The organism is Micromonospora okii (assembly GCF_020884795.1).
Taxonomy (GTDB): Bacteria; Actinomycetota; Actinomycetes; order Mycobacteriales; family Micromonosporaceae; genus Micromonospora; species Micromonospora okii.
Genome location: NZ_BBZF01000016.1, coordinates 267,399 through 293,605 on the forward strand (window position 1 = coordinate 267,399; position 26,207 = coordinate 293,605).

At 72.7% G+C, this 26,207-nt stretch carries 31 protein-coding genes; 12 read left to right on the forward strand and 19 right to left on the reverse strand.

The genetic code is table 11. The features are described from left to right. Positions 1 to 36 precede the first annotated feature (36 nt). Entirely contained in the window at positions 37 to 570 is a 534-nt protein-coding gene (locus LPU43_RS13200; RefSeq protein ID WP_229400671.1) for a methylated-DNA--[protein]-cysteine S-methyltransferase, read from the reverse strand. Then, complete coding sequence (locus LPU43_RS13205; RefSeq protein WP_229400672.1) at positions 567 to 2,012, reverse strand: AlkA N-terminal domain-containing protein; 1,446 nt, start codon at positions 2,010 to 2,012, stop codon at positions 567 to 569. The genes LPU43_RS13200 and LPU43_RS13205 overlap by 4 nt, the downstream gene beginning before the upstream one ends. A 300-nt stretch (positions 2,013 to 2,312) precedes the next feature. Between LPU43_RS13205 and LPU43_RS13210 the strand changes: the two genes are divergently transcribed. From LPU43_RS13210 to LPU43_RS13225, 4 genes are all read left to right on the forward strand, one after another. After that, positions 2,313 to 2,768: a hypothetical protein gene (locus LPU43_RS13210; protein WP_229400673.1), complete on the forward strand. Its 456-nt coding sequence runs from the start codon at positions 2,313 to 2,315 to the stop codon at positions 2,766 to 2,768. A 176-nt stretch (positions 2,769 to 2,944) separates the two neighbouring features. Further along, positions 2,945 to 3,685: a Type 1 glutamine amidotransferase-like domain-containing protein gene (locus LPU43_RS13215; protein ID WP_229400674.1), complete on the forward strand. Its 741-nt coding sequence runs from the start codon at positions 2,945 to 2,947 to the stop codon at positions 3,683 to 3,685. 73 nt (positions 3,686 to 3,758) lie between these two features. After that, the gene (gene ychF / locus LPU43_RS13220; protein WP_229400675.1) at positions 3,759 to 4,844 is read left to right on the forward strand and encodes a redox-regulated ATPase YchF; all 1,086 of its coding nucleotides are present in this window, start codon (positions 3,759 to 3,761) and stop codon (positions 4,842 to 4,844) included. A gap of 358 nt (positions 4,845 to 5,202) precedes the next feature. Beyond that, positions 5,203 to 5,466, forward strand: coding sequence for a hypothetical protein (locus LPU43_RS13225; protein ID WP_229400676.1), 264 nt, complete (start codon positions 5,203 to 5,205; stop codon positions 5,464 to 5,466). Between the two features lie 215 nt (positions 5,467 to 5,681). Here LPU43_RS13225 and LPU43_RS13230 read toward each other — a convergent pair whose 3' ends face one another. The 4 genes from LPU43_RS13230 to LPU43_RS13245 form a co-directional block, all read right to left on the reverse strand. After that, the gene (locus tag LPU43_RS13230) at positions 5,682 to 6,446 is read right to left on the reverse strand and encodes an aminoglycoside adenylyltransferase domain-containing protein (RefSeq protein ID WP_229400677.1); all 765 of its coding nucleotides are present in this window, start codon (positions 6,444 to 6,446) and stop codon (positions 5,682 to 5,684) included. A 150-nt stretch (positions 6,447 to 6,596) separates the two neighbouring features. Beyond that, positions 6,597 to 6,965 (reverse strand): VOC family protein, encoded by a 369-nt coding sequence (locus tag LPU43_RS13235; protein WP_229400678.1) that lies wholly within the window; start codon positions 6,963 to 6,965, stop codon positions 6,597 to 6,599. 166 nt (positions 6,966 to 7,131) lie between these two features. Further along, on the reverse strand, positions 7,132 to 7,659 hold the full coding sequence (locus LPU43_RS13240; protein ID WP_229400679.1) for a GNAT family N-acetyltransferase: 528 nt from the start codon (positions 7,657 to 7,659) through the stop codon (positions 7,132 to 7,134). A 36-nt stretch (positions 7,660 to 7,695) separates the two neighbouring features. Then, on the reverse strand, positions 7,696 to 8,082 hold the full coding sequence (locus LPU43_RS13245; RefSeq protein ID WP_229400680.1) for a DUF6234 family protein: 387 nt from the start codon (positions 8,080 to 8,082) through the stop codon (positions 7,696 to 7,698). Between the two features lie 217 nt (positions 8,083 to 8,299). Between LPU43_RS13245 and LPU43_RS13250 the strand changes: the two genes are divergently transcribed. Together LPU43_RS13250 and LPU43_RS13255 are read left to right on the forward strand one after the other, a co-directional pair. After that, the gene (locus LPU43_RS13250) at positions 8,300 to 8,926 is read left to right on the forward strand and encodes a histidine phosphatase family protein (RefSeq protein ID WP_229400681.1); all 627 of its coding nucleotides are present in this window, start codon (positions 8,300 to 8,302) and stop codon (positions 8,924 to 8,926) included. A 36-nt stretch (positions 8,927 to 8,962) separates the two neighbouring features. Beyond that, positions 8,963 to 9,877 (forward strand): alpha/beta hydrolase family protein, encoded by a 915-nt coding sequence (locus tag LPU43_RS13255; RefSeq protein ID WP_229400682.1) that lies wholly within the window; start codon positions 8,963 to 8,965, stop codon positions 9,875 to 9,877. 9 nt (positions 9,878 to 9,886) lie between these two features. On the opposite strand, the gene LPU43_RS13260 is transcribed toward LPU43_RS13255, so the two are convergent. Both LPU43_RS13260 and LPU43_RS13265 read right to left on the reverse strand, forming a co-directional pair. Further along, entirely contained in the window at positions 9,887 to 10,606 is a 720-nt protein-coding gene (locus LPU43_RS13260; protein WP_229400683.1) for a SanA/YdcF family protein, read from the reverse strand. Between the two features lie 313 nt (positions 10,607 to 10,919). Next, positions 10,920 to 11,333 carry a GntR family transcriptional regulator gene (locus tag LPU43_RS13265; protein ID WP_229400684.1) on the reverse strand — a complete coding sequence of 138 codons (414 nt, stop codon included), beginning with the start codon at positions 11,331 to 11,333 and terminating at the stop codon, positions 10,920 to 10,922. 177 nt (positions 11,334 to 11,510) lie between these two features. On the opposite strand from LPU43_RS13265, the gene LPU43_RS13270 reads away from it, so the two are divergent. Next, positions 11,511 to 11,789 (forward strand): DivIVA domain-containing protein, encoded by a 279-nt coding sequence (locus LPU43_RS13270; RefSeq protein ID WP_229400685.1) that lies wholly within the window; start codon positions 11,511 to 11,513, stop codon positions 11,787 to 11,789. After that, positions 11,789 to 12,046 (forward strand): hypothetical protein, encoded by a 258-nt coding sequence (locus tag LPU43_RS13275; protein ID WP_229400686.1) that lies wholly within the window; start codon positions 11,789 to 11,791, stop codon positions 12,044 to 12,046. Before LPU43_RS13270 ends, LPU43_RS13275 begins: the two co-directional genes overlap by 1 nt. A 20-nt stretch (positions 12,047 to 12,066) precedes the next feature. On the opposite strand, the gene LPU43_RS13280 is transcribed toward LPU43_RS13275, so the two are convergent. The 5 genes from LPU43_RS13280 to LPU43_RS13300 all read right to left on the reverse strand — a co-directional run bounded on the left by LPU43_RS13280 (position 12,067) and on the right by LPU43_RS13300 (position 14,433). Then, positions 12,067 to 12,255: a hypothetical protein gene (locus LPU43_RS13280; RefSeq protein ID WP_229400687.1), complete on the reverse strand. Its 189-nt coding sequence runs from the start codon at positions 12,253 to 12,255 to the stop codon at positions 12,067 to 12,069. Positions 12,256 to 12,350: 95 nt separating this feature from the next. Beyond that, positions 12,351 to 12,713: a PH domain-containing protein gene (locus LPU43_RS13285; protein ID WP_229400688.1), complete on the reverse strand. Its 363-nt coding sequence runs from the start codon at positions 12,711 to 12,713 to the stop codon at positions 12,351 to 12,353. 46 nt (positions 12,714 to 12,759) lie between these two features. Further along, entirely contained in the window at positions 12,760 to 13,506 is a 747-nt protein-coding gene (locus LPU43_RS13290; protein ID WP_229400689.1) for a class I SAM-dependent methyltransferase, read from the reverse strand. A gap of 93 nt (positions 13,507 to 13,599) precedes the next feature. Continuing rightward, positions 13,600 to 13,962, reverse strand: a complete 363-nt coding sequence (locus tag LPU43_RS13295) for a hypothetical protein (protein WP_229400690.1) — start codon at positions 13,960 to 13,962, stop codon at positions 13,600 to 13,602. Positions 13,963 to 14,124: 162 nt separating this feature from the next. Further along, entirely contained in the window at positions 14,125 to 14,433 is a 309-nt protein-coding gene (locus tag LPU43_RS13300) for a 4a-hydroxytetrahydrobiopterin dehydratase (protein WP_229400691.1), read from the reverse strand. Positions 14,434 to 14,616: 183 nt separating this feature from the next. Between LPU43_RS13300 and LPU43_RS13305 the strand changes: the two genes are divergently transcribed. Continuing rightward, positions 14,617 to 15,060, forward strand: coding sequence for a (deoxy)nucleoside triphosphate pyrophosphohydrolase (locus tag LPU43_RS13305; RefSeq protein ID WP_229400692.1), 444 nt, complete (start codon positions 14,617 to 14,619; stop codon positions 15,058 to 15,060). A 177-nt stretch (positions 15,061 to 15,237) separates the two neighbouring features. Here LPU43_RS13305 and LPU43_RS13310 read toward each other — a convergent pair whose 3' ends face one another. The 6 genes from LPU43_RS13310 to LPU43_RS13335 all read right to left on the reverse strand — a co-directional run bounded on the left by LPU43_RS13310 (position 15,238) and on the right by LPU43_RS13335 (position 22,741). Next, the gene (locus tag LPU43_RS13310; protein WP_229400693.1) at positions 15,238 to 16,302 is read right to left on the reverse strand and encodes a succinate dehydrogenase/fumarate reductase iron-sulfur subunit; all 1,065 of its coding nucleotides are present in this window, start codon (positions 16,300 to 16,302) and stop codon (positions 15,238 to 15,240) included. Beyond that, positions 16,302 to 18,233 carry a fumarate reductase/succinate dehydrogenase flavoprotein subunit gene (locus tag LPU43_RS13315; RefSeq protein ID WP_229400694.1) on the reverse strand — a complete coding sequence of 644 codons (1,932 nt, stop codon included), beginning with the start codon at positions 18,231 to 18,233 and terminating at the stop codon, positions 16,302 to 16,304. Before LPU43_RS13315 ends, LPU43_RS13310 begins: the two co-directional genes overlap by 1 nt. 10 nt (positions 18,234 to 18,243) lie before the next feature. Continuing rightward, a complete protein-coding gene (gene sdhC / locus LPU43_RS13320; protein ID WP_229400695.1) occupies positions 18,244 to 19,050 on the reverse strand; it encodes a succinate dehydrogenase subunit SdhC in 807 nt (268 codons plus the stop codon). A gap of 285 nt (positions 19,051 to 19,335) precedes the next feature. Next, positions 19,336 to 20,727, reverse strand: coding sequence for a TldD/PmbA family protein (locus LPU43_RS13325; protein ID WP_229400696.1), 1,392 nt, complete (start codon positions 20,725 to 20,727; stop codon positions 19,336 to 19,338). Further along, positions 20,724 to 22,160: a TldD/PmbA family protein gene (locus tag LPU43_RS13330; RefSeq protein WP_229400697.1), complete on the reverse strand. Its 1,437-nt coding sequence runs from the start codon at positions 22,158 to 22,160 to the stop codon at positions 20,724 to 20,726. Before LPU43_RS13330 ends, LPU43_RS13325 begins: the two co-directional genes overlap by 4 nt. A gap of 32 nt (positions 22,161 to 22,192) precedes the next feature. Beyond that, positions 22,193 to 22,741 carry a Uma2 family endonuclease gene (locus LPU43_RS13335; protein ID WP_229400698.1) on the reverse strand — a complete coding sequence of 183 codons (549 nt, stop codon included), beginning with the start codon at positions 22,739 to 22,741 and terminating at the stop codon, positions 22,193 to 22,195. A gap of 230 nt (positions 22,742 to 22,971) precedes the next feature. Between LPU43_RS13335 and LPU43_RS13340 the strand changes: the two genes are divergently transcribed. The 3 genes from LPU43_RS13340 (at position 22,972) to LPU43_RS13350 (ending at position 26,203) form a co-directional block, all read left to right on the forward strand. Then, positions 22,972 to 24,072, forward strand: coding sequence for an ABC transporter ATP-binding protein (locus LPU43_RS13340; RefSeq protein WP_373321702.1), 1,101 nt, complete (start codon positions 22,972 to 22,974; stop codon positions 24,070 to 24,072). A gap of 110 nt (positions 24,073 to 24,182) precedes the next feature. After that, positions 24,183 to 25,187, forward strand: coding sequence for an ABC transporter ATP-binding protein (locus LPU43_RS13345; RefSeq protein WP_229400699.1), 1,005 nt, complete (start codon positions 24,183 to 24,185; stop codon positions 25,185 to 25,187). Then, complete coding sequence (locus LPU43_RS13350; protein ID WP_229400700.1) at positions 25,184 to 26,203, forward strand: ABC transporter permease; 1,020 nt, start codon at positions 25,184 to 25,186, stop codon at positions 26,201 to 26,203. Before LPU43_RS13345 ends, LPU43_RS13350 begins: the two co-directional genes overlap by 4 nt. Positions 26,204 to 26,207: the final 4 nt, after the last annotated feature.

Below are 26,207 nucleotides of genomic sequence, written 5' to 3' on the forward strand. Positions count from 1 at the left end.
AGCGGCAAATGTGAGCGCCGCCACTGTCAACTTTCGTCAGTGTGACCTGGGCGCCTCGTGGGCGAGCAGCCACCGCTTCACGTCCAGCCCCCAGCGGTAGCCGCCGAGGCCCCCGTCGGTGCGCAGCACCCGGTGGCACGGCACGAAGAGGGCGGCGGCGTTGCGGGCGCAGGCCGCCGCCGCCGCGCGCACCGCCGCCGGCCGCCCGGCCAGCCCGGCGTACCCGGTGTAGGTCACCGGCTGGCCCGGCTTCACCTCGCGCAGCACCTCCCACGCGTGCGCCATGAACGCGCCGCCGGTGTGCTGCCTCACGGGCACCGCGTCGATCGCGGTCAGCTCCCCGTCGAGGTACGCGGCGACGGCGGTGGTCACCGGGCCGAGGTCGGGCCGCTGCCGCACCGCGCCGCGCAGCGCCGGGTGCACCAGGGGCAGCAGCGCCTCCGGCTCGGCGGTGAAGCCGGCCGCCCGGACCGCCCCGTCGGGGCCGGCGAGGATGCTCAGCGGGCCGGCGGGCGTGCCGACGACCGTGGCGTCGAGGGTGCCGGTCGCTTCGTTCAGCGTGCTGGTCATGCCGCTCTCCAGAGTCTGATCACCGTGTACGAGCGCCAGGGGCGCCAGCGCACCGCGTACGCGTCGAGGGTCTTGGGGTCGTCGGGCAGGCCGAGCACGGCGGCCCCGCGCCGCACGGCCAGGTCGGTGGGGAGGAACACGTCGGGGTCGCCGAGGGCGCGCATGGCGACGTAGCCGGCCGTCCACGGGCCGATGCCCGGCACCTCCCGCAGCCGCCGCACGGTCTCCTCCCGGTCCCCGCCCGGGTCGAGGTCGAGGTCGCCGTCGACGACCGCGCGGGCCACCGCCCGCAGCGTCTCGCGCCGGGCCGCCGGCATGCGGAAGCCGTCGTCGGGCACGTCCAGCAGCTCGCGCGGCGTGACGAACCCCCGCAGGCGTTGCGCCCCGTCCGGCTCGTCCTCCCCGGCGGGGAGGTGGGACAGGAGGTGGGTGAGCGTGGTGCGGGCGGAGCGCAGCGAGACCTGCTGGGTGGCGACCGCGCGGACGAGCATCTCGAAGCCGTCGACGGCGCGGGGCAGGCGTACCCCCGGCTCCGCCGCCACCCCGGCGGCCAGGGCGGGGTCGGCGGCGAGCGCGCCGTCGACGGCCTCCGGGTCCGCGTCGAGGTCGAGCAGCCGGCGGCAGCGGGCCACGGCCGGGGCCAGGTCGCGCATGTCCGCCAGCCGCAGCGTCGCCGCCACGTGCCCGGCCGCCGGCGTCAGCGCCACCTCCGCCGCGCCGTGCGGCAGCCGCAACCCCCGCCGGTACGTCCCGCCGCGCGCCTCCTCGACGCCCGGCAGCGCCCGCAGCGCGAGGAAGTCCAGCAGGGCCGGGGCGTGCAGCGGCGGCCGGTACGCCAGCCGCAGCGTGATCGTGCCCGCCCCGCCCACCGCCGGGAGCCGCCCCCCGGCGGCCCGCAACTGCGACGGGGCGGTGGCGTACACCTCCCGGACCGTGTCGTTGAACTGCCGGACGCTGCCGAACCCGGCGGCGAACGCGACCTCGGCCATCCCGAGCCCGGTCGTCTCGATCAGCACCCGGGCGGTCTGGGCGCGCTGCGCGCGGGCCAGCGCGAGCGGCCCCGCACCCATCTCGGCCCGCAGCATCCGGTGCAGGTGGCGCTCGGTGTACCCGAGCCGGGCGGCCAGCCCCGGTACGCCGTCGCGGTCCACGACCCCGTCGGCGATCAGCCGCATGGCCCGGCCCACCACGTCCGCCCGCACGTCCCACTCCGGGGAGCCCGGGGCGGCGTCGGGGCGGCAGCGGCGGCAGGCCCGCAGCCCGGCGCCCTGCGCGGCGGCGGCCGACGGGAAGAACCGGACGTTTCGCCGCTTCGGCGTGACCGCCGGGCAGGACGGCCGGCAGTAGATCCCGGTCGACGTCACACCCGTGTAGAACCAGCCGTCGAAGCGCTGGTCACGGCTGTCCACGGCCCGGTAGCACCGCTCGAAGTCCAACTCCACGCCCCCGATACTGCCCCGCCACCCCCGCCGGGGGCTCGCGGGTTTCGGACGTGGGTGTAAGGAGGGGCACCCTGTTAACGCTTTCGGTAGAGGAAGGGCCCCTTTCTAACGCCCCGACCTCGGGGACTGTCCGCCGCGAAGCCGGGCGAGCGCCACGGGCCACCCCGCGCCGGGCCGCCCGCCGTCCGACGGGGGAGCGGGGAGGCCGGAAGGAAAGTGTCGGTAGGGGCCGGTACCGTCCCGCCACCAACTCAAGAAGGGTGCGGCGATGGCGAGCTTGGCCGGGCGAGGGGTCGGCTGATGCGGTCGGGGCGGGTTCGGCTCGACCGGGCGGTGGTCCAGGGCTTCTACGACCGGATGCGGGCGGTGGCCCCGGCGGCCTACGGGGCGATGGAGCGGGACCGGGCCGGCGACCCGGGGCGGGCGTTCCGGGACACGGCCTGCGGCCGGCTCGCGGCGTCGCTCGACGCGGCCGGCCTGCGCGCCCTCGGCATGTGGGCGCACCACTGGTGCGTGCGCTTCTACGACGACGACACCCGGGTGGGGCTGCGCCTCGTGCGGGAGGTCGCCGGGCGCCGAGGGCTGGGCTGGACGGCCGACGAGGTGCGCTGGATGCTCGGCGAGTCCGAGGCGGCCGGCCGGGCGGCGGCGCACCGCTTCGTCCTGCCGCTCGCCGCTGCGGCCGAGCTGCCGTCCGGTGCCCTCCCGGAGTGGGGCGACGGCGTGACCGAGCTCCCCCGGCTCCTGGCCGGCTGAACCCGCGCCGCGCCGGGCCGTGCGGGGCCGCATCGGGCGGTGCCACGCCGCGCCCTGTCGGGTCGGGCTGCCCCGGGTCGGGTTCTGTCGCGTGGGGTCTGTGCAGGGCCGCGCCGGGAGCCCGGCCACCGGGCATGATGATCAGGACCGTCACCGCCGACCGGAGGAGAGCGCGTATGCCCGCCAGCGAGCCGACCATCGTCGCCACCAGCATGGGCTTCAGCAGCCGCCGCCGGGGCCCGTGGGACGCCCAGCCCGGCCCGGTGTTCGCGCTGATGGCCGAGCTGGCGGGGACCGACACGCCGAAGATCTGCTACCTCAACCAGGCCGTCGGGGACCAGCCCACCTCGTTCGCCGTCTGGTACGGGGCCTTCGCCGGCACCCCGTACCGCGCCTCCCACCTGGCGCTCTTCCCGATGCCGAACGTCGAGGACATCCGCGCGCACCTGCTCGACCAGGACATCGTCTGGGTCGGCGGCGGCAGCGTCGCCAACCTCTGCGCTGTGTGGCGCGCGCACGGCCTGCCGGACATCCTGCACGAGTGCTGGCAGGCCGGGGTGGTGCTCGGCGGCGTCTCTGCCGGCTCCATCTGCTGGCACCTCGGCGGCGCCACCGACAGCTTCGGCCCCGACCTGCGGGCGTTCACCGACGGGCTCGGCTGGCTCCCGTACGGCAACGGGGTGCACTACGACAGCGAGGAGCAGCGTCGGCCGCTCATGCACCGCCTCGTCGGCGACGGCACGCTGCCGACGAGCCACTGCACCGACGACGGGGTGGGGCTGGTCTACCGGGGCACCCGCCTGGTCGAGGCGGTCGCCGACCGCAAGGGCGTCGCGGCGTACGAGGTCAGCCGGGCCGGGGACGGCCAGGTGCGCGAGAAGCGGATCGAGCCCAGGCTGCTGACCGCCCTGGCCTGACCCGCTACCGGCGGCGCGTCCGTGCGGGGCTGCCTGCCTCGCGCCGGGGGCGGCCCGCGTAAGCTGGCTTGTCGTGAGTCTCACCATCGGCATCGTCGGCCTGCCCAACGTCGGCAAGAGCACCCTGTTCAACGCGCTGACCAAGAACGACGTGCTCGCGGCGAACTACCCGTTCGCCACCATCGAGCCCAACGTCGGCGTCGTCGGGTTGCCGGACGAGCGGCTGCACAAGCTGGCCGAGATCTTCTCCTCGCAGAAGGTGCTGCCCGCGCCGGTGTCGTTCGTCGACATCGCCGGCCTGGTCCGGGGCGCGTCGAAGGGGCAGGGCCGGGGCAACGCGTTCCTCGCCAACATCCGCGACGCCTCGGCGATCTGCCAGGTGGTACGCGCCTTCTCCGACCCGAACGTGGTGCACGTCGACGGCAAGGTCTCCCCGGCCGACGACATCGAGACGATCAACACCGAGCTGATCCTCGCCGACCTCCAGACCCTGGAGAAGGCGCTGCCCCGGCTGGAGAAGGAGGCCAAGCTCCGCAAGGACCGGGCCGCCGCCGTCACCGCCGCGAAGCAGGCCGTCGAGGTGCTCGACGGCGGCACCACCCTCTACTCCGGGGCCGCCGCCGCGAAGATCGAGCTGGAGCACCTGCGCGAGCTGCACCTGCTCACCACCAAGCCCTTCCTGTACGTCTTCAACGTCGACGAGGCCGAACTGGCCAACGCCGAGTTCCTCGACGAGCTGCGCGCCCTGGTCGCCCCGGCCGAGGCCGTCTTCATGGACGCCAAGATCGAGTCGGAACTGGTGGACCTGCCCGAGGAGGAGGCCCGCGAGCTGCTGGAGTCGATCGGCCAGTCCGAGCCGGGGCTGGACCAGCTCGTCCGGGTCGGCTTCCGCACGCTGGGCCTCCAGACGTACCTCACGGCCGGCCCCAAGGAGGCGCGGGCCTGGACGATCCCGGTCGGCGCGACCGCGCCGGAGGCCGCCGGGGTGATCCACTCCGACTTCCAGCGCGGCTTCATCAAGGCCGAGGTCGTCTCCTACGCCGACCTGGTCGAGGCCGGATCGATGGCGGCGGCCAAGGCGGCGGGCAAGGTCCGCATCGAGGGCAAGGAGTACGTGATGCAGGACGGCGACGTGGTGGAGTTCCGCTTCAACGTCTGAATTCGGCTCGCTCGCGCATCTCGCGCGCTTGCTCCCTCGCCCGGGGGCACATGTGGGGCACACCCACGCCTCATCGACCGCCCGCCGGGTGCGCTCCTCGGAGTCCGGCATCAGGTGGCCGTACGTCGACAGGACCAGGATCGCGTTCTCGTGCCCCAGCCGTTCGGCCACGGTGGTGACCGACTCGCCCTGCATCAGCGGAACCGAGGCGTAGTGATGGCGCAGTCCGTGGCTCGTGATGCTCTTCGGTAGGGCGGCCTTGCGGAGTCTTTGATCGCTGGCTTGGCAATGCAACGATGCTGGCGATCGGAGGCGGCCGTGGGTGGACGTCTCGTGTGCCGCTGACCGAGGAGCTGAGTTGCGTCTGCCCCGTGAGCCTCACCCGGTTGACCGGCCGGGCCTTGTCGTCTTCATGATCATAAGTGCCGGTCTTGGAGCGCTTGCGACGAGCGGATGGAACGGTGATGGGGGGCGCTTCCAGCCGATCGCGGCGGTGCTCGCGATTGTGTTGTTCGCGTGCTTCCTGATCTTGTTCGCGGTGTACTGGGTTGGATGGCTGATGCGTGGGCACGAGTTGTGGCGCGAGGAGCGGCGAGGGGCAAGAGGCGACGACGGCAACTGAGCCACGGCATTGGAGCACACAGGGGACACAAGACACCGTCGAACGCCGTCAGCCAGCGAGCGACGTTGGCAGCCCGAAGCGGCCGCGTGAGCAGGCCGCCCGTCCTGTTCCCGCTGCTGATGGGCCAGCGGCTCCAAGTTCCGCTTGAACGTCTGACGTAGTGGTGGGCGCAGGTCGTGGTTCGCGGTGCCGTCCGGTAGCCCGACCCTCGGATGTCAGTCGTTCGGCAGGTCGGCCGTCTCGCGCAGGACGGTATCCAGCACCTGCGCCACGCCGTCCTCATCGGGCGGCGCGGCGGGCTCGGCCCCGTACTGTCGCATCGCCTGGCGGACCGCCGTCAGTGACGGGTTCCGCTCGAGTGCCCACTCCGCGGCCTGGGTCTTGGCGCAGTGCACGCCCTCGATGCCGAAACGCCAGATCCGGCAGGCGGTGAGCACCATGAACGCGGCGTCCTCCGCGTCGTCGGTGAGTGACTGCCAGGTCGTCAGCCAGTGCCTGCCGCGTTCGCGTAGCCATCGGGGCGGGATCGGCGCGATGACCTCGCCCGGCCCCGAACCGATCAGCGCGTAGCCGTCCGCACGCGCCATGGACAGTTCGGCCGGCAGGTCAGGGGCTTGGGTGCGCCGTTCGATCTCGATTCCCACCGACGACCGGTCGTACCGCCCGATGTGCAACTCCAAGACTGGGGCTCGCGTGGGCGCGCAGGCAACGCCGGTGGTCACGACGTGCAGATCGACACCGGTCGCCTCGCCGAGGTCGAACCGACGGACCACGGTCTCCAGGGCGTCGATTTCGGCATCCACCAGCCGGTTGTCGGTGATGAGAAGTAGGTCGATGTCGCTGCTGCCGGGGACGAAGTGACCGGTAGCCACGGAACCGTGCAGGATCGCCGACCGCAGCGGAGGGCCGATGATGTCGGCGGCCGAGTGGGCAAGCCGCTCCGCAGCGGCCAGGACCGCGACCTCTTCGTCGTGCGCCATCGGGCATTTCTACCAGAAGGCCATGTCGCCCGGGTGTCAGCAACGTCGCGGAAAGCCGCCGCCAGGACCGGCCGCCGCCGGAGCCACCGCCCTGAGGATGCCCGGAAGGTAGGACCGGCAAGCCCCAGGCATTGGGGGCAGCGCCGTACCTCAGCTTCTCACCAGGCAGAAGGGGTGTCCGGCCGGGTCGACAAAGACGCGCCATCGGTTGCCACCCGGCTGGGTCTTCGGTTTGGTCGCGCCCAGCCGCAGGACCAGGGCCTCGGCCTCGTCGAGGTCGTCCACGGCGAAGTCGAGGTGGAGTTGCTGCGGCACGCGCTCGTCGGGCCAGGTCGGTGCCCGGTGGTCGTTGACCCGCTGTAGGCCGATGACGAGTCCGCCTTCGCCGATCAGCCCGACGAAGTCGTCGTCGGACCGGGCGTCGATGGTGAGTCCGGTGGTCTGCTGGTAGAAGGCGGCCAGAGCCCTCGGGTCCGCGCAGTCGAGTGTTATGGCCGTGAGCTTCAGCCGCGGGGGCATCGGCAACCTCGTCTTCACGCTGGGAGAGGTCTCGGAACCGGAGATCGCAGCAGTCTAGCGGTGGTCGCCGTACGGCGCGGGGTGCTCGGGGCGGCCGTAGAGGTATCGCCGAGAGTGGTTGAGCTTCGGGAGCCGGCATCGAGCCGCAGAGCGGTCGCCTACGAGATCAATGTTGGAGCCTGATCCAGTACCGCCGGGCGGGGCCGAGTTCGGTCTCCCGGATCTCCTCCAGTTCGCCGCCGTGCCGTTCGATGGTCCTCGCCGAGGCCATGTTGTCGGCCGCGCAGACGATCAGCACCCGCTCCAGGCCGACTTCTCGCGCCTCGCCGAGCATCCGGCCCAGCGCCCAGGTGGCGAGGCCCCGTCGCCGTGCGGACGGCCGGATGCCGTATCCGATGTGGCCGAGCTGGCGCAGGCGGTCGTTCAGCTCGTGGCGCAGCGCGATCCCGCCGAGCACCTGGTCGTCCTCGACGATCCAGCGGTACGTGCAGCGGACCCGGCCGTTCTCCAGCGGCTCCGTCGGGTCGGACTGGCCGGTCAGCCGGGCCACCCAGGCGGCGAATCCGGCGGGGGAGCACACGTCGTCGGAGGGACTCAGGCCGAAGCCGTCCTCGTGCAGGCCGGGGCCCCACTCACGGTGCGCCGCGAGCCAGGCGGCGTGCAGCCGTACGGTGGGGGCAACCAGTTCCGGCACGCGGCAACGATAGCCCCGCCCACGCCACCGCCGGGTTCAGCCGCCCGGGCAGCGGGTGTCGCCGCCGCTGAGTTCGCGGCACCCGGTCACCGGGGCCGGGGCGGGCGGCGGCGGGTCCAGGTCGCGGTAGGTGTACGCGGCCAGCGTCAGCGCCGGCACGCCGAGGACGACGGCCAGCACCAGGAAGACGATCGCGGTGCGGACCAGCCGCATCCCGTACGCCACGGCGGCGATCAGCGGCGGCCCGGCCGCCGCCAGCAGGAGCGTGGCCAGCATCGCCTCCGACGCCCGGCGGCGCAGGTTCGCCGTCTCCTCGCCCTCGGGGGAGTACGAGGCGGCCCACTGTTCCATGCCGATGGCGAACCAGTAGGAGGCGAGCGCGAGCAGGCCCCCGACCCAGAGCAGCGTCAGGAGTCCCACCACGGGGCCCCCGTGCCGCGCGGTCGGGGGAGAGGTGGAGGACGCCATGCCGCTCAGCCTTGCCGGGAAGGCAACCGGGGGCCTGAGTCGCCGTACTCAGCGGACGAGCGCCCGCTTCGGCGTCTGCGGGGCCGTCCGGCCCGGCGCGCTTCGACGTCCGACCTGGACCGGTACGCATTCGTTGATCGACAGGTCAGCGAACTCGCTGCATGATGACCTGATGCGAACTCGGCTGATCTTCGTCCGACACGGTGAGTCGGTGCACCAGGTCGAGGGGGTGGTGGGCGGCCCGCACGGCTGCCGGGGACTGACCGAGGCTGGCCACCAGCAGGCGCACCGCCTGGCCGGGCGGCTCGCCGACGAACTCGCGGTCTCCGGCCCCGTGGCCGTCTACTCCTCCGTGCTGCGCCGGGCGGTAGAGACCGCCTGGCCCATCGCCTCCGCGCTGGGCGTCAGCCCGGTGGCGGACTGCGGGCTGTGCGCCTGGCACACGCCGCCGTACGCCGACGGGCTGCCCACGGCCCGGTTCCATGCCGAGCGCGCGGTGGAGGGCGGCGGGATCTTCCGGCCGTTCGAGGAGGGCAACGAGAACTGGGCGGAGCTGGTCGTACGGGTCGGTCGGGCGATCATGGACATCGCGCACCGGCACCGGGGCGGCAACGTCGTCCTGGTCGGGCACACCGAGACGGTCGAAGCCTCCTTCCACGCCCTCGCCGCGCAGCCGCTCTTCCGGGGCTTCGACATGGACGTGGCCCCCGCCTCGATCACCGAGTGGACCACGGACGGCGACCCCACCGGCTGGCCGCCGCCGCGTTGGACGCTGCGCCGCTTCAGCGACGTCTCCTGACCCGCGTCCAGCCCGAGGCCGTGGACGATCGTCGTCGTGAGCGAACGGAAGGTGTCCACGATCGAGGTCAGGGACGTACAGGTGGCGGGGCTGGGTGGCACGGTGGACCTGCCGGCCGGGCCGGTCCGGGGCGGGATCGTGGCCCTGCACGCCGCCGGCGCCGGGCACCTGTCGTACTTCTGCTACGAGCACCTGGCCCGCCTGCTCCCCGGCGCGGGGATCGCGGTGCTGCGCTTCGACCGCCGGCCCCGGGTCGACGGCCGTGACGTCCCCCTCGCCGACCAGGCCGCCGATGCGGTCGCCGCGATCGAGGTGCTGCGCGGGCAGGCCGGCGACGTGCCGATCGGGCTGTGGGGGCTCAGTCAGGGCGCCTGGGCGGCGCCGCTGGCCGCCGCGCTCCACCCCGACCTGGTCGCCTTCCTCGTGCTGGTGTCCAGCAGCGGTGTCAGCCCCGCCGCGCAGATGCGCTACGGCACCGCCGAGCAGCTCCGCCGGCACGGGTACGGCGATGCGGACCTCGCCGAGCTGGGCCGGCTGCGGGCCACGGTGGAGGCGTACCAGCGGGGTGACCTCGACCGGGCCACGGCGCAGGCCGCCGTCGACCGCTCGGCCGCGCGCCCGTGGTTCCCCCTGGCGTACCTCCTGCGCGAGCTGCCCGACCGGCCGGGCACCTGGCGGGACATGGACTTCGACCCGGTCCCGGTCTTCGCGCGGGTGACCTGCCCGACCCTGCTGTTCTACGGTACGACCGACGCGTGGGTTCCGATCGACGCCAGCGTCGCCGCCTGGCGGCGCGCCACCGCCGGGGCGGCGACCCCGCCCACCGTCCACCGGCTCGACGGCTGCGACCACTACCCGACCCTCGGCGGGGGCGAGGATCTCGACAGCATCAGCCCGCAGTACGCCGCCACGATGCTGCGCTGGCTCGACGCCGTGCTGCCCGCCGGCTAGCGGAGCGCGTCACGCCCGGCTCAGGGCGTCCTCCACGCCGGTCTCGCGGTGGCCGAGGTGGGCCGGGTCGCGGCCGGAGAGCAGGTCCACGGCGGCCTTCACGCACGCGCCGTACTCGCGGGTGGAGCTGATCCGCCACGTCCGGCCGTACGCGCGGGCCGTCTCGTCGCCCACCCCGGCGGCGTCGACGCCGAGCCGCCGGCACACCGCCACGGCGCGGGGCAGGTGGAAGGACTGGGTCACCACCGTCGCCCGGTCCACCCCGAAGACCCGCTTCGCGCGGGCGCACGAGTCGTACGTGTCGAAGCCGGCGTAGTCCAGCACCGTCCTCTCCGCCGGCACGCCGTTGGCCACCAACCAGCGCTGCATCGCCGTCGGCTCGTCGTAGTCCGCGTTCATGTTGTCGCCCGAGAGCAGGATGGCGCGCACCTTGCCGGCGGCGAGCAGCCGCCGCGCGATCTCCAGCCGGCCGGTGAGGAACGGCGACGGCGTGCCGTCCGGGTGGACCTTGGTGCCCAGCACCAGGGCGACCGGTGCCTCGGGGACGTCCGCCTCGGCGTAGACGTGCCCCTCCGCCGCCCCGCGAATCCACGCCACGCTGGCCACGGTGCCGCCCGTCAGGAGCACCGCGCCGGCCACGGCCGCGACGACGAGGCGACGCCACCAGCGCGTACGCCTGCTGCCAGCCGGGCGCTGCCTGCCGAACAGAGTGGAGAGTCGACCCCGCATAGGGGCAAGTATCCCAGGCCCGCACGACACCTGATCTTGCCCGCCACCGGTCCTGCCTCCTTGATCGACTCCATGCCGCCGACATGGCGGCATCCCGGCTGGTGGAGGCCGCAATGTCGCCGGCACGGTGTGGATCAAGACGTTCCGGGGACCTCGGCCGGCGGCCGGGTCAGTTCGGCGTGGCGTGCCGAGTCGTCAGTGTCGAGTCGTCGGTGTCGTGTGATCGACTCCGTGTCGCCGACATGGCGGCATCCTGGCTGGTGGGAGGCCGCTATGTCACCGGCATGGTGTGGATCAAGACGCCCCGGAGGGGTCAGGACGGCGGGCGGGTCAGCTCGACCTCGTCGCCCGGCAGGACCTCCACGTCGCCTCCGGGGCCACGGACCTCAAGCACCGGTACGCCCTCGTCGAGCTGCATCGCCCGGCGCTCGCTCCCACGGGGCATCCGCGCGATGACCGATGCCCCCGGCGGCACCTCCACCTGCCGCCGCTGCGGCGCCTCCCGCACGTAGCTCCCGTGCCCGCGCACGGTGATGACGAGTCCCTCCGAGCGGAGCAGTGAGATGGCCATGCGAACCGCCTCGCGACCGATTCCGAACTCCTGGGTCAGTCGTGCCTCGCTCGGCAGCGCCGAACCATATGCCAGCTCGCCCGCTTCGATCCGCTGACGAAGAAGATCGGCGAGCTGCACATAGACCGGCGTATGCGAGCGCGGATCGATCGTCATGGCATGGAGCCTTGTTCCCCCGTGGGTAACGCTGGTTGTGCCCCTGTCCGCCTGGGCATATAGTCACAGCTACGTTGAGTGGTCGGGCTGGAACGTTCCGGTTGTCGCCCGGTCAGTTGAACCGGTTCCACGGGAAGGTGGTTGATGATGCGTCGCTTGTTCAGGTGGCCGGGGTGGGTGTCGCAGAAGGTTCCGGCGTCGCCCGGTCCGCGTCCCTCGGCGTACCGGTCGCTGTTGCCCTGGCAGGTGCGGGAGCAGCGGTTCCGTCCGGCCCGGTTCGGTCGGCGGGGCCTCGACCCGGCGGACGTGCGGGTGTTCCTGAACCGGCTGGCCGCCGAGATGGCCGCGCACGACGACGCGCTGCGCAGCGCCCGGCTGGAGGCGGCGCGGCTCGGCTTCGAGTTGCGGCGGCTGCGGGCCGAGCGGGTGCGCCGACCCAACGCGGGTCGGCGCTGATGGCGGCCCGCGAGCGGTACGTCATCCACCTGCCGGTGCTCGCCGCCGACCTCGGCGGCGCGGTGCGCCTCGCCCGGGTGGTCGCGCGCTGGGCGGGCGTGCTCTCATTCGGCGACCCGGGGGAGACGACCGTGTCGGCGGAGGACGAGCAGGGCGTACGGCACCGGGTCTTCTGCGACCGGCGGCTGCCGGACGGCCGGCGTTGCCTGCTCCGGGCCGACCACGACGGCTCCTGCACCCGCCGGCCGACCCGCTGACCCACGCCGAACGGCCGGACCTACGGGGTCTGGCGTCGCCACACCTCGCCCTGGACGCCGTGCCGCTCGGCCGCGTACCGCTGCTGGGTGCCGGCCGCCTCCCGGGCCGCCGCCGCGTCCTCCCGGCCGGACTCCCGCCGCCGGTCCCGCCAGGCGACCACGACGAACGCGGCGACGGCCAGGGCTGCGGCCGTTCCGAGGACAATCATCACTGTCATCATGTGGCCCATCGTGGGGCACCCCGGCAAGGCCACGGCCCACCAATGCCCGCCCTGCCGGGTCACCGCGAGCGCGCCGCCAGGGCTCAGGAGATGTAGTGCAGGATCACGTTGTGCACGTGGTGGCTCTTCTGCGCGCCCCGGAACTCGACCTCGTACGTGTGGGTGCCGACGTGGATGGCGATGGCGCCGGTGGAGAAGAACTCCCCGCCCCACGACTTGTTGCTCACCACGCTCACGCTGGTGATCTTCGAGTACGGGATGCTGGTGATCGCGTACCGCTTGCCGACGAATGACCGGTCCTGGATGATCACCCGCCGGTCGGTCAGGCCGATGAAGCCGGTGCCGGTGCCCACGGCGTCGTAGACAGCGATGATCTGCTCGCCGGTGAGCAGCCCGCTCTGGATCTGCTGGAACTGCTCCTTGCGGTCGTATGTCGCGTTGGCCATGCGTCCCACGGTAGGCAGGCCGCGCCAACCGCCCGGCCCACCACCGTCAGCCGGCGGGCGACGAGCGGGCGACGACGACGAGTTCCCCGTCGCCCTCGCCCACGGCCTGCCCGCACCAGCCGCCGTGGACCCGCTCGACCGCAAAGCCGGCGGCCCGCAGCGACCCGCGCAGCTCCCCCTCGCTGCGGAAACGTAGGGTCGCGGAGCTGAGCCGTTCCTCGCCGCCGGGGAACAGGTAGTGGTGGGTGAAGCTCACGGTCCGGTCGCGTGCGTCGGTCACCTCGGTCCAGGCCCGCACCGTCCGGCCGTCCGGCAGGCGGACCAGCCGCCGCGAGTCGGTCGGGTTCCAGCGCTCCCACGGTCGCGCCGCCGGGTCGCGGGAGTCGAACGCGAGCCGACCACCGGGCGCGAGCGCCCGCGCCAGGTCGGCGAGGGTACGGTCCCACTCCTCGTCGGTCCCGAAGACCTGCGCCACGTGGCTGGTCATGACCGCCGTGTCGTACGCCCCGGCGGGCAGCCCGGCGGACGTCCCCTCGACCCAGGCGATCCCGTCCGCGCCGGGCCTGCGCCGCGCCGCCGCCAAGGCGGGGCCGGCCGGGTCCACGCCGGTGACGGTGTGCCCGGCGGCGGCCAGTGCGACGGTCAGCCGGCCGGTGCCGCAGCCCAGGTCGAGCACGCGGGCGACCGGAGTCTCGGCCACCAGCGACAGGAAGAAGTCGTCGTCGGGGCCCCAGCGGCACTCGGCGTCGTAGACCGGCACCAGCAGGGGATCGAGGAACTCGCCGTGGCGCACCTGCGGATGGTAGCCGCGGTGGCGCGGACGTGCCGGAGCCCCGCCGGGCGTCTCGTGGACGTGTCGGCGGGGCTCCGGGCGAACGAGGGGGGCTTACCGGCCGGTGCGCGGGTCGTTGTCGCGGGTGTGGCTGCCGGCCTTGGCCAGGCCCCGGCTGATCATGTAACCGATGGTCAGCAGGGAGATGTACCACCACGCCTTGTCGGCGGCGAAGTAGTCCCCGCCGTTGTTGGCCGCGCCGTCGCCGACGGTCTGCGAGGCGATCAGCACGCCGACCACGGCCAGCACGTAGACGGCCAGCTCCGTGGTCTTCCACGACGGCTTGGTCTCGTCGCCGCGCCGGGCGACGTGCCGGACGTCGTGGTCGAGGTGGTGGGCGGTGTGGCCCGCGTGGTTGTGGGTGGCCTGGTCGGTCCCGTGGTTCAGACGGTTGGCGCTGGTGGTCGGCGCAGTCATGAGAAGCTCCCAAAATTTATGTGCGATAAGTCCTACTTCGTCCTCTGCGGGGTCAATGTCTGCTCCCGCACGGATTCAGGTACCCGCACGTAATTTCGGGGAAACCAGAAGATTCTCAGGATGTTCTCAGTGACCCCCGGCGTGTCGCCGGGGCGAGGCGGCTCAGTCGCCGGTGACCGCCCGGTACGCGTCCTCGATGCGGGCGGCCAGCAGGACCTCGCCCTCGCCCAGCGGCTCCCCGTCGCCGTGCCCGACCCGGATCTGCGTCCGGTCGTCCCGGCGGCTGATCTCGGGGCGCAGCCGCAGGGCGTCGGCGACCACCTTCACCCGCTCGGTGAGGGCGGCGTGCTGGGTGTCGTCCATTACCAGCGTGCGCCGAATCTGCTCGCCCTCCCGGGTCCACCCGGTCAGCAGGGTCAGTGCGTCGCTCAGGTAGTCGTGCTTCGCTCGCCCCCTGAACAGCACACGCATCACCGCACCCCCCAGGTGCCGTTGCCGGCTCGTGGCCAAATCGTCGCCGTCCCGTGTCTCATCGGTGCCGTCAAGTCTGTCGTCCGGGTCGAAGGGTGTCCACGCCCACACTTCCCAGTTCTACTGGCCTAGCGGTCGGTCACGGTACCCAAACCGCCTATTGATCTGGCACGCTGGACGCCTGTGCAGACCGAACGGACCAGCGAAAGCGGACAGACCGAACGACGTGAGCCGAAGGTCGTCGTCGGCGCGGCGATCATCGAGGGCGGGCGGGTGCTCGCCTGCGCCCGATCCGCCCCGCCGGAGGTCGCCGGGATGTGGGAGTTCCCCGGCGGCAAGGTGGAGCCGGGCGAGAGCGAGACCGCCGCGCTGGTCCGCGAGTGCGCCGAGGAGCTGGCCGTACGCGTGGAGATCGGCGACCGGGTCGGCCGCAACGTGCGGATGGCCCACGGCCGCTCGGTGCTGAAGGTGTACGCCGCCCGGCTGCTGCACGGCGACCGCCCGAAGGCCCTGGAGCACTCGGGGCTGCGCTGGCTCTCCGCCGCCGAGCTCGACTCGGTCACCTGGCTCCCCGCCGACGCGCCCATCGTCGCCGCCCTCCGCCCCCTCCTCCTCCCCACGCCCTGACCCGCGACCATCCCCAGCCCCGTTGATCATGGAGTTGGCGGCAGTTGTGGAGATCGACAGTGCCGCCAACTCCATGATCAACGCGTCGGGGCGGGGGTGGGGGTGAGGGCGGGGTGGGTGGAATGGGAACGGGGGCCGGCGGCAGTCGCCGCGGCCCCCGTTACCTTTCTGTCACCGTCAGTGCTTGTCCTGCTCCGGGTGGGCGAAGTTCAGGTGCTCCGGGGGCAGCGGGAACGTCACGTCGTCGCCGAACGGCGACGGCGCGGCGGCCCGGTCGAAGGTGAGCTCCGTCAGCGGGAGCCTGCCGTTGGCGTCCACCGCCGGGACGGTCGGCCTCGGCACCTCACGGTGCCAGTTCACGCCGCTCTGGGCCTGGGCCTCGGCGCGCGGGTCGTGGGAGCCGCCCGCGTGCGAGTGGAGCCCGCCCTTGGCGGTGCTGGAGTGCACGGCACCGCTGTGCGAGGCGCTGGTCACGCTGGTCTGAGGCACCTGACCCCTCCGGAAGATCTTGCTACCGAGCCACACAAGAGGATCGTACCTGCGGTCGACCACCCGTTCCTTCATGGGGATGATCCCGTTGTCGGTGATCTTGATGTGCTCGGGGCAGACCTCGGTGCAGCACTTCGTGATGTTGCAGAATCCGAGCCCCATGTCCGACTGCGCGTACTCCTTGCGGTCGGTCTTCGCGTCGAGCGGGTGCATGTCCAGCTCGGCGGCCCGGATGAAGTACCGGGGCCCGGAGAACGCCTGCTTGTTCTCCTCGTGGTCCCGGACCACGTGGCAGACGTTCTGGCACAGGAAGCACTCGATGCACTTGCGGAACTCCTGCGAGCGCTCGACGTCCACCTGCTGCATCCGGTAGTCGCCCGGGGCGACCCCGGCCGGGGGCGCGAACGCCGGGGTCTCCCGCGCCTTCTCGTAGTTGAACGAGACGTCGGTGACCAGGTCCCGCACGACCGGGAAGGTGCGCAGCGGGGTGACCGTGACCGTCTCGTTCTCCTCGAACGTCGACATCCGGGTCATGCAGCCCAGCTTGGGCATCCCGTTGATCTCCATCGAGCAGGAGCCGCACTTGCCGGCCTTGCAGTTCCACCGGCAGGCCAGGTCCGGGGCCTCGGTGGCCTGCAGCCGGTGGATGATGTCGAGGACCACCTCGCCCTCGTTCACCTCCACCTGGTAGTCCTGCAGGTCGCCGCCGTTCTCGTCGCCGCGCCAGACCCTGAAGTGACGCTTGGTGCCCATCAGTTCCCCGCCTCCTCGGCGTCGGCGTCCGAGACGAGGGCGTCGAAGTCGGCGAGCTCCTCGTCGGTCAGGTACTTGCCCAGTTCCGCGCGGTCGAAGAGGCCGATCAGCTCCGGGCGCATCCTCGGCAGCGGCTTGTGGGCCAGTCGTACGGCGTCGCCCTCCAGCGAGCAGACCAGGTTCACCCGGCGCCACTTCGGGTCCATCGCCGGGAAGTCCTCCCGGGTGTGGCCGCCGCGCGACTCCTGCCGCTCCAGGGCGGCCTTCGCGGTGCACTCCGACACCACCAGCATGTTGCGCAGGTCCAGCGCCAGGTGCCAGCCCGGGTTGTACCGCCGGCCGCCGGCCGCGCTGACCTTCGCCACCCGCTCGCGCAGCTCGGCCAGCCGGCCCAGCGCGTCCGCCAGCTCGCCCTCCCGGCGGATGATGCCGACCAGGTCCCCCATCACGGCCTGGAGATCCTGCTGGAGGTGGTACGGGTTCTCCCCGGTGTCCCGCTGCAACGGCGCGAGCGCCGTCTCCACGGCGGCCTCCAGCGCCTCCATCGACACCTTCGGGCGCGCGGGGAGCTGATCGAGGTACGACGCCGCGTGGCCGCCCGACCGCTTGCCGAAGACCAGCAGGTCGGAGAGCGAGTTGCCGCCGAGGCGGTTGGAGCCGTGCATGCCGCCGGAAACCTCGCCGGCGGCGAACAGCCCGCGCACCGAGCCGAACGCGGCCCCGGAGTCCGGGTCCACCTCGACGCCGCCCATCACGTAGTGACAGGTCGGACCGACCTCCATCGGCTCCTTGGTGATGTCGACGTCGGCCAGTTCCTTGAACTGGTGGTACATCGACGGCAGGCGGCGGCGGATCTCATCGGCCGGCAGCCGGGAGGCGATGTCCAGGTAGACGCCGCCGGCCGGCGTGCCGCGACCTGCCTTGACCTCGCTGTTGATCGCGCGGGCGACCTCGTCGCGGGGCAGCAGCTCCGGCGGACGCCGGTTGTTGTCCGGGTCCTTGTACCAGCGGTCCGCCTCGGCCTCGTTGTCCGCGTACTGCTTGCGGAAGACGTCGGGGACGTAGTCGAACATGAACCGCTTGCCCTCGGAGTTCTTCAGCACGCCGCCGTCGCCGCGCACCGACTCCGTGACCAGGATGCCCTTCACCGAGGGCGGCCAGACCATGCCGGTCGGGTGGAACTGGAGGAACTCCATGTTGATCAGCGTCGCCCCGGCGCGCAGGGCGAGGGCGTGCCCGTCCCCCGTGTACTCCCAGGAGTTCGAGGTGACCTTGTAGGACCGGCCGACGCCGCCGGTGGCCAGGACCACGGCCGGGGCCTCGAAGAGGACGAACTCGCCGGACTCCCGGTAGTAGCCGAACGCGCCGGCGACCTTGTCCCCGTCGAGCAGCAGCTCGGTGATCGTGGTCTCGGCGAAGACCTTGATCCGGGCGTCGTACGAGCCCAGGTTCGCCTTGTCCTCCTGCTGGAGGGAGACGATCTTCTGCTGGAGGGTGCGGATCAGCTCCAGGCCGGTGCGGTCGCCGACGTGCGCCAGCCGCGGGTACTCGTGGCCGCCGAAGTTCCGCTGGGAGATCTTCCCGTCCTTCGTACGGTCGAAGAGCGCCCCGTACGTCTCCAGCTCCCAGATCCGCTGCGGCGACTCCTTCGCGTGCAGCTCGGCCATCCGGAAGTTGTTGAGGAACTTGCCGCCGCGCATGGTGTCGCGGAAGTGCACCTGCCAGTTGTCCCGGCTGTTCACGTTGCCCATGGCGGCGGCGGCGCCGCCCTCGGCCATCACCGTGTGCGCCTTGCCGAACAGCGACTTCGAGATGATCGCGGTCTTCTTGCCGGCGAGCCGGGCCTCGATCGCCGCGCGCAGGCCGGCGCCGCCGGCCCCGATCACGACGACGTCGTAGTGGTGTCGTTCGATGCGATTCGTGGTCGTCATGTCAGGCTCTCTAGTTGATGAACCGCAGGTCGTTGAACCAGCCGGCCGCGACCGCCATGACGTAGAAGTCGGTCAGCGCCAGGGTGCCGAGGGTGATCCAGGCGAGCTGCATGTGCCGGACGTTCAGCCAGGACACCCCGGTCCACGCCTTGTACCGCACGGGGTGCTTGGAGAAGTGCTTGAGCCGGCCGCCGATGATGTGCCGGCAGGAGTGGCAGGAGATCGTGTACGCCCACAGCATGACCACGTTGACCAGCAGGATGATGTTGCCCAGCCCGAAGCCGAAGCCCTTCGGCGAGTGGAAGGCCAGGATCGCGTCCCAGGTGTTGACCAGCGCGATGATCGCGGCGGCGTAGAAGAAGTAGCGGTGCAGGTTCTGGCCCAGCAGCGGGAGCCGGGTCTCACCGGAGTAGCTCTGGTGCCCGTCCGGCACGGCGCAGGCCGGCGGCGACAGCCAGAACGACCGGTAGTACGCCTTGCGGTAGTAGTAGCAGGTGAGGCGGAACAGCAGCAGGAACGGCAGCGTCAGTGCCGCGTCCGGGATGATCCACCAGTCGGGCAGGAAGCGCCCGAAGTGCGAGGACCCCTCGACGCACCGCTCGGTGACGCAGGGGGAGTAGAACGGGGTCAGGTAGTGGTACTGGTCCACCCAGTACCACTTGTGCATGAAGACCCGGACCGTGGCGTACGCGATCCAGGCGCTGAGCCCGACGACGGTGATCAGCGGGGCCAACCACCAGCGGTCCGTCCGCAACGTCTTCGCCGCTATGGCGGCGCGTGCCCGCGCTCCCCGCGGCCTCGTTGCCGTTGATGTCATTCGAGTCGTCTCCCTGAGGGGCCCTCACGGGCGGCATCCTGTTCCGGTCGGCAGGCGGACCGGCGACCCGCACCCGCTGCCACGTCACGCGCTCACCAACGACCACACCGGGCATACCGGCGCAGCTAAGTGACACACGTTACGCCGATCTCCGCGAGCCGTCCGCGCAAGGGAGTGTCCCGTGTGTCCCGCCTGCCGAAAAGACCCTGCACCATGATCGATGCGTACTGTTAAGAACTTCACTGCGTCACGCCCCCGCACGGGGCCGGCGAGGGCGGCGCCGGATCAGCCGGACGCGCCGCCGGTGAAGTTCCAGGCGGCCAGCCGCAGCGCCGGGGCGTCCCACCACACGCCGTCGAACCGGTCCGGCTGCCGGACCGGCCGCCGGCCGACGCCGAGCACCGCGCCGGGCCCCAACGCCCGGGGGTACGACTCGGTGAAGCGCAGGTCGCGCACCGCCCGCACCGGCACCCCGCCCTCGACCAACCAGACGCCGTTGCGAGTCAGGCCGGTGATCACCAGGCTCTTCGAGTCGAGCACCCGGGTGTACCAGAGGTCGCTGACCAGCAGGCCGCGCTCCACGCCCGCCACCAGCGCTGCCGTCTCGCCGTCGACCACCGGCCCGAGCGGCGTCTCCGCCGTCCCGCCGCCGGTGGCCGGGGGCCCGTCGGGGCCGGACAGGTGCAGGTTTGTCGGCATCGGCCCGAAGGTGGCCGCCCCCGGCGAGGCGTGCCCCGTCGAGGCCGCGCCGGCCTCCGCGCCGCTGCGCCGGTCGTGCGCCACGGCGACCGTGGTGCCCGCGTCGACCAGGGTCAGCGCCCGCCGGGCGGTGCCCTCGTCGTCGAACGGCAGCCCCGAGGCGGCGAGCGGGTCGTCCACCAGCGTCACCGCCGGGTCGAACTGGGCGACGCCCGGCTCGGCGAACGACTGCCGCTCGGCGTACCGCTTGCCGTTGAAGCCCCACAGGGCGAAGTTGTGCAGCAGGTCGGCCACGGCCGCCGGCTCCAGCACCACCTCGTACCGGCCGGGCGGCAACTCGACCGGGTCGGCGGCGGCGCGGGCCTTCGCGGCGGCCCGCGCGCCCAGCGCCGCACCGTCGAGGTCGGCGAGCCGGTCGGCGCAGAGCCGGGCCACGCCGTCCGCCCCGCCGGCCCGCGCGATGCCGTCCAGCGCCGCCTCGGCCGAGCCGCCGTGCGCCGAGTGCCCGGCCGAGTTGGCGAACGCCGCCACCCGGTACGCGGTGCGACAGTAGCCCGCCGCCTCCAGGCCGCCGGTGGCGGCGACGAAGGCGCGCACCCGCTCGGCCCGCTCGCCGGGCTCGGCGAAGGCGGTCGCCTCGTCCCAGGCGGGCGCGGACGGCACCGGCGACGGCGGGGCCAGCCCCGGCCAGGCCCGGTCGGGCGGGCAGAGCCGGGCCGCCGCGACGGCCCGCTCGACCAGGGCGGTCAGCCCGTCCGGGGTGGCCACGCTGCCGCTGCCGGTCGCCGTGCGCCCTCCGGCGTGCAGCCGCAGCCGCACCCCTACGCCCGACTCGGCGACGTTCTGGTGGATGAAGGAGTTGGCGAACCGGGTCAGCGCCAGGTCGGAGCGGGTCACCACCACCTCGGCCTCCGCCGCCGGCCCGGCCAGCTTCCGGACCAGCTCGACCACCCGAGCGGCCAGATCCAACTCGTTCATGCCCGTACCCCCACCCGGACGTTGCGGAAGCGGGCCGGCGCGGCCGGGTGGCCGGTGTGGCCGACCTGGCCGGGCTGGCCCTTGCCGCAGTTGGGCGTGCCCCAGGCGACGGTCTCGGAGGAGAGCATGTCCATCGAGCGCCAGAACAGCGGGCCGATGCCCGTGTACGTCGGGTTGCGCAGCATCCGCCCCCGCCGGCCCCGCTTCACCTCCCAGCCGATCTCGCAGCCGAACTGGAAGTTCAGCCGCTTGTCGTCGATGGACCAGGAGCGGTTGACGTCCATCAGCACCCCGTCGTCGGTGGCCGCGACGATCTCGTCGAGGGTGTGCGGGCCGGGCTCCAGGCCGACGTTGGTCATCCGCACCATCGGCAGCCGGGCCCAGCCGTCGGCCCGTACGCTGCCGCCGTGGTCGAGGCCGGCGACGGCGGCCGAGTCCCGGCCGGCGAGCACCCCCACCCACCGGCCCTCGCGCACCGCGTCGCGCCGCACCGCCGGGGAGCCCTCGTCGTCGTACCCGAAGCTGCCCAGCGCGCCGGGGATCGTCGGGTCGATGGTGACGTTCATCAGCTCGGAGCCGTAGCGCAGCGTGCCGAGCCGGGCCAGGTCCAGCCAGGACGTGCCGGCGAAGGCCGCCTCCCAGCCGAGGATGCGGTCCAGCTCGATGGCGTGCCCGACCGACTCGTGGATCTGCAACGCGAGCTGCTCGCCGCCGAGGATCAGGTCGGTCTCGCCGGCCGGGCACTCGGGCGCGGTGAGCAGCGCCCGGCTCTCCTCGGCGATGCGGGCGGCGTGGGCGGGCAGGTCGAGTGAGGTGACCAGCTCCCAGCCGGTGGTGCCGTACTGGCCCCGGTAGCTCGGGTAGGAGCGGCGCTGCGTCTCGCCGTCGCCGACGGAGGTGGCCGAGATGCCGCCGCCGCACTCGCGGATGCGCTGGTCGATGCGGTGCCCCTCGCTGGAGACGAACCACTTCGTGGTGTCCCACACCTGGTAGAGCCCCTCGGCCACGTCCGCGCCGTGCGCGGCCATCGTGGCGGTCGCGCCCACCAGCAGGTCGCCCTTGTCGGACAGGGCCACCCCGAGCGGGTCCACCTCGCAGGCCGAGGCCCAGCTCGCGGTGGTCGGCTCGGCGGGCACCAGGTCGATCGGCGGCCCGGGGACCCGCGCGCTCGCGGCGGCGATCCGCGCGGCGCGCCGGCCGGCGTCGCGGGCCGCAGAGTCGGAGAGCTCCGGTACGGCGTGGAAGCCCCAGCTCGACCCGACCAGCGCCCGGACGCCCAGCCCGAGGCTCTCGTCCTGGGTCAGCTCCTCGACGTCGCCGTTGCGGGCCGACATCGACTCGTACCGGCGGTGCATCACCCGGGCGTCGGCGTACCGGGCCCCCGCGTCCAGGGCCGCCTGCACGGCCGCGGAGGCCGCGTCGAATCCCGTCATGGCCCGACCCTAGGGGACCGGACCGACATCCGTCAGGGGACGAGGTCCTCCGGGCGGATCGTGGCCCGGACGGGCTCGGTCAGCTCCAACACCTCGCCCGCCTTGGCGACCGACTGCTCGACGTAGTGGCGACCGTGCCGCCGGTAGAGGTGCAGCGTTCCGTTGCGCTGCTCGATCAGCAGGTACCACTCGATGCCGGCGATGGCGTAGTAGTGCATCTTGAGCACTCTGTCCGTGGCCGCGTTGCTCGGCGAGATGATCTCGCAGACCAGTCGCACGTCGTGCGCCTCGATGTTCGGGTCGTCGAAGTCGATTTCCCCCGTGACCACCAGGTCCGGGATGAGGATGCGCCCCGGCCTCAGCCGGACGTTCACGGCTTCCAGCACGCGGAGGCCGGCTTCGCGGACCGGCGTCCGCAGGACGGCTCGCAACTCGCCGGAGATGTTCTGGTGGCGTGGGGTGGGGGCTGGGGTCACGTGCAGGCTCCCGTCGAAGAGTTCGACCCGTTGGGACGTCTCGCCGAGGGCGAGGTACTCCTCCTCGGTCCACGGTCCGTCGTGGTCGAACACCGCCGCGGTCATGGGCACCTCCACCTCGATCTCGATCCGGCGCGGATCCTCTCCCGGTCGCCGCTCCCATGGTCGCACCGCGGGTGCGATCGGGGGTGCGCATCCGTCGATGTCCAGGTGAGGGGTGTCGGAGGTAGATGCCGAGTCGTTACGCTGGCCCCCGCTGACAGCCCCCCGCCTTGTAGCTTATTTTCAGCCTCAGTGAACTGTTGTAGATTCTCTTCGCACTGAGGGAGGCGGTCGTGGACGAGCGTGAACCGGCGTCCGGGCAACCGGGCGACCGCCCCGGCGTGCCGGAGCAGCGCGGCGACGGGCCGTACCTCAGCGTGGAGGACCTGCGGGTGCGCTTCGCCACCGAGGACGGCACGGTCCGCGCGGTCGACGGCGTCTCCTTCGCCGTCGAGCGGGGGCGCACCCTCGGCATCGTCGGCGAGTCCGGCTCCGGCAAGAGCGTCACCTCACTGGCGATCCTCGGCCTGCACGACCCGAGGCGCGCGACCATCACCGGCGGGATCACCCTCGGTGGCCGGCAGCTCGTCGGCCTGCCCGAGGAGGAGGTCCGCCGGCTGCGCGGCCGGGACATGGCGATGATCTTCCAGGACCCGCTGTCGGCGCTGCACCCTTACTACACGGTGGGGAAGCAGATCGCCGAGGCGTACCGGGTGCACCACCCCCGGGCCGGCCGGCGCGAGGCCCGGCGGCGGGCCGTCGACATGCTCGGCCGGGTCGGCATCCCGCAGCCCGCCAGGCGGTACGACCAGTACCCGCACGAGTTCTCCGGCGGGATGCGGCAGCGGGCGATGATCGCGATGGCCCTGGTCAACGACCCGGACCTGGTGATCGCCGACGAGCCGACCACCGCCCTGGACGTCACCGTGCAGGCGCAGATCCTCGACCTGCTCGCCGACCTCCAGGCCGAGTTCCGCTCCGCGATCGTCCTGATCACCCACGACCTGGGCGTGGTCAGCCAGGTCGCCGACGAGGTGCTGGTGATGTACGGCGGCCGGGCCGTCGAGCACGGGGGCGTGGAGCGGGTGCTCCGGCGACCGCAGCACCCGTACACCTGGGGTCTGCTCTCCAGCGTGCCGTCGCTGCACGGCGACGCGGAGGCGGACCTGGTGCCGATCCCCGGCAACCCGCCCAGCCTGATCAACCTCCCGTCGGGCTGCGCCTTCCACCCGCGCTGCCGGTACGCCGGGCGCAACGGCGACCGCTCCCGCACCGAGGTCCCGACGCTGCGCCCGGCCGGCGAGCCGGGCCACCTGGTCGCCTGCCACCTGTCGGCCGAGGAACGCACCCGGTTGTACCGCGAGGACGTCGCACAGGTGGGGGTGGCCCGGTGAGCGCGAGGAACGCAGCGGAGCGGAGTCCCGCAGTCGCGAACGAAGGCAGCCCGGTGAGCGCGAGGAACGCAGCGGAGCGGAGTCCCGCAGTCGCGAACGAAGGCAGCTCAGTGGCCGAGCCGCTGTTGCGGGTGACGGGGCTGGCCAAGCACTTCCCGGTGCGCGAGGGGTTCCGCAGCACCGGCCTGGTGCGCGCCGTCGACGGCCTCGACTTCGAGGTGCGCCCCGGTGAGACGCTGGGCCTGGTGGGGGAGTCCGGCTGCGGCAAGACCACCACCGGCCGGATGCTGGTGCGGCTGCTGGAGCCGACCGCCGGGCGGATCGAGTTCGCCGGCCGCGACATCACCCACGCGGGGCGGCGCGAGCTGCGCCCGCTGCGCCAGGACCTCCAGATCATCTTCCAGGACCCGTACGCGTCGCTGAACCCCCGGCACACGGTGGGCCGGATCGTGGCGATGCCGCTGCGGGTCAACGGGATCGAGCCGCCCGGCGGCGTGAAGAAGCGGGTCCAGGAGCTGCTGGAACTGGTCGGGCTCAACCCCGAGCACTACAACCGCTACCCGCACGAGTTCTCGGGTGGGCAGCGCCAGCGCATCGGCATCGCCCGGGCGCTGGCCCTGCGGCCGAAGCTGATCGTCGCCGACGAGCCCGTCTCCGCCCTGGACGTCTCGATCCAGGCGCAGGTGGTCAACCTGCTGCGGGACCTGCAACGCGACCTCGGGCTGGCGTTCGTGTTCATCGCCCACGACCTGGCCGTGGTGCGGCACTTCTGCCAGCGGGTCGCCGTGATGTACCTGGGCCGGATCGTGGAGATCGGCGACCGGGAGGACATCTACGAGCGCCCGCAGCACCCGTACACCCGGGCCCTGCTGTCGGCGATCCCGGACGTGACGACGCTCGGGCCGGGCGGGCGGATCCGCCTCAGCGGCGACGTGCCGACCCCGCTGAACCCGCCGTCGGGCTGCCGGTTCCGCACCCGCTGCTGGAAGGCGCAGGACGTCTGCGCCACCGAGGAGCCGGCCCTGGTGCCGCGCTCCGGCGGCGCGCAGTCGACGGCCTGCCACTTCCCCGAGTCCGAGCGGGTCGGCGCGAGCGGTGCGGAGGTGACGGCGTGAGCCTGTCCCCGGTCGAGGGCGCGGCCCTCGCGGAGATCGAGTCCACCGGCGACGGCGACGGCGACGCCGCCGCGCCGAAGGCGAAGGAGTTCGTCGGCCGGTCGCCCGGCCAGCTCGCCTGGGCCCGCCTGCGGCGCGACCGCACGGCCCTGGTCAGCGCCGTGATGCTGGTCTTCTTCGTGCTGGTGGCGTTCGCCGTGCCGCTGATCGAGGCGCTGTACGGCATCGGTCCGCGCGAGCAGTTCCAGAGCCGGCTCGACGGCTTCGGGATGCCGCTGGGCTACGCCGGTGGCATCACCGGCGAGCACTGGTTCGGGCTGGAGCCGGGCCTGGGGCGGGACATCTTCATCCGGATGGTGCACGGGCTGCGGACGTCGCTGTTCATCGCGTTCGCCGCCGCCGTGATCACCGCCGCGATCGGCATCCTGCTCGGCACCCTCGCCGGTTACCTGGGCGGCTGGCTCGACGCGGTGATAAACTGGATCACGGACCTGACCCTGGCCATGCCGTTCCTGATCATCGCCCTGGCCCTGACCCCGACCATCGCGCTGCGCTTCTACGGCCAGCGCGAGGCGGTGCCGCCGGCGTTCCAGATCGGCGTGCTGATCACCATCTTCGCGCTGTTCAACTGGACCAGCACGGCCCGGCTGGTCCGGGGGCAGGTCATCGCGCTGCGCGAGCGGGAGTTCGTGGAGGCGGCCCGGGCCAGCGGCGCCGGGCTGGGGCACATGCTCTTCCGCCAGCTCCTGCCGAACATCTGGGCCCCGATCCTGGTGTCGTTCTCCCTCGCGGTGCCGTCGTTCATCACCAGCGAGGCGGCGCTGTCCTTCATCGGGGTCGGGCTCACCGACGAGACGCCGAGCTTCGGGCGGATGATCTACCGCAGCCTGGACTACCTCCAGACCGACCCGGCGTACGTCTTCTTCCCCGGCATCACGATCTTCGCGCTGGTGTTCGCCTTCAACCTCTTCGGGGACGCGCTGCGCGACGCGCTCGACCCGAAGTCGTCCCGGTAGGGGT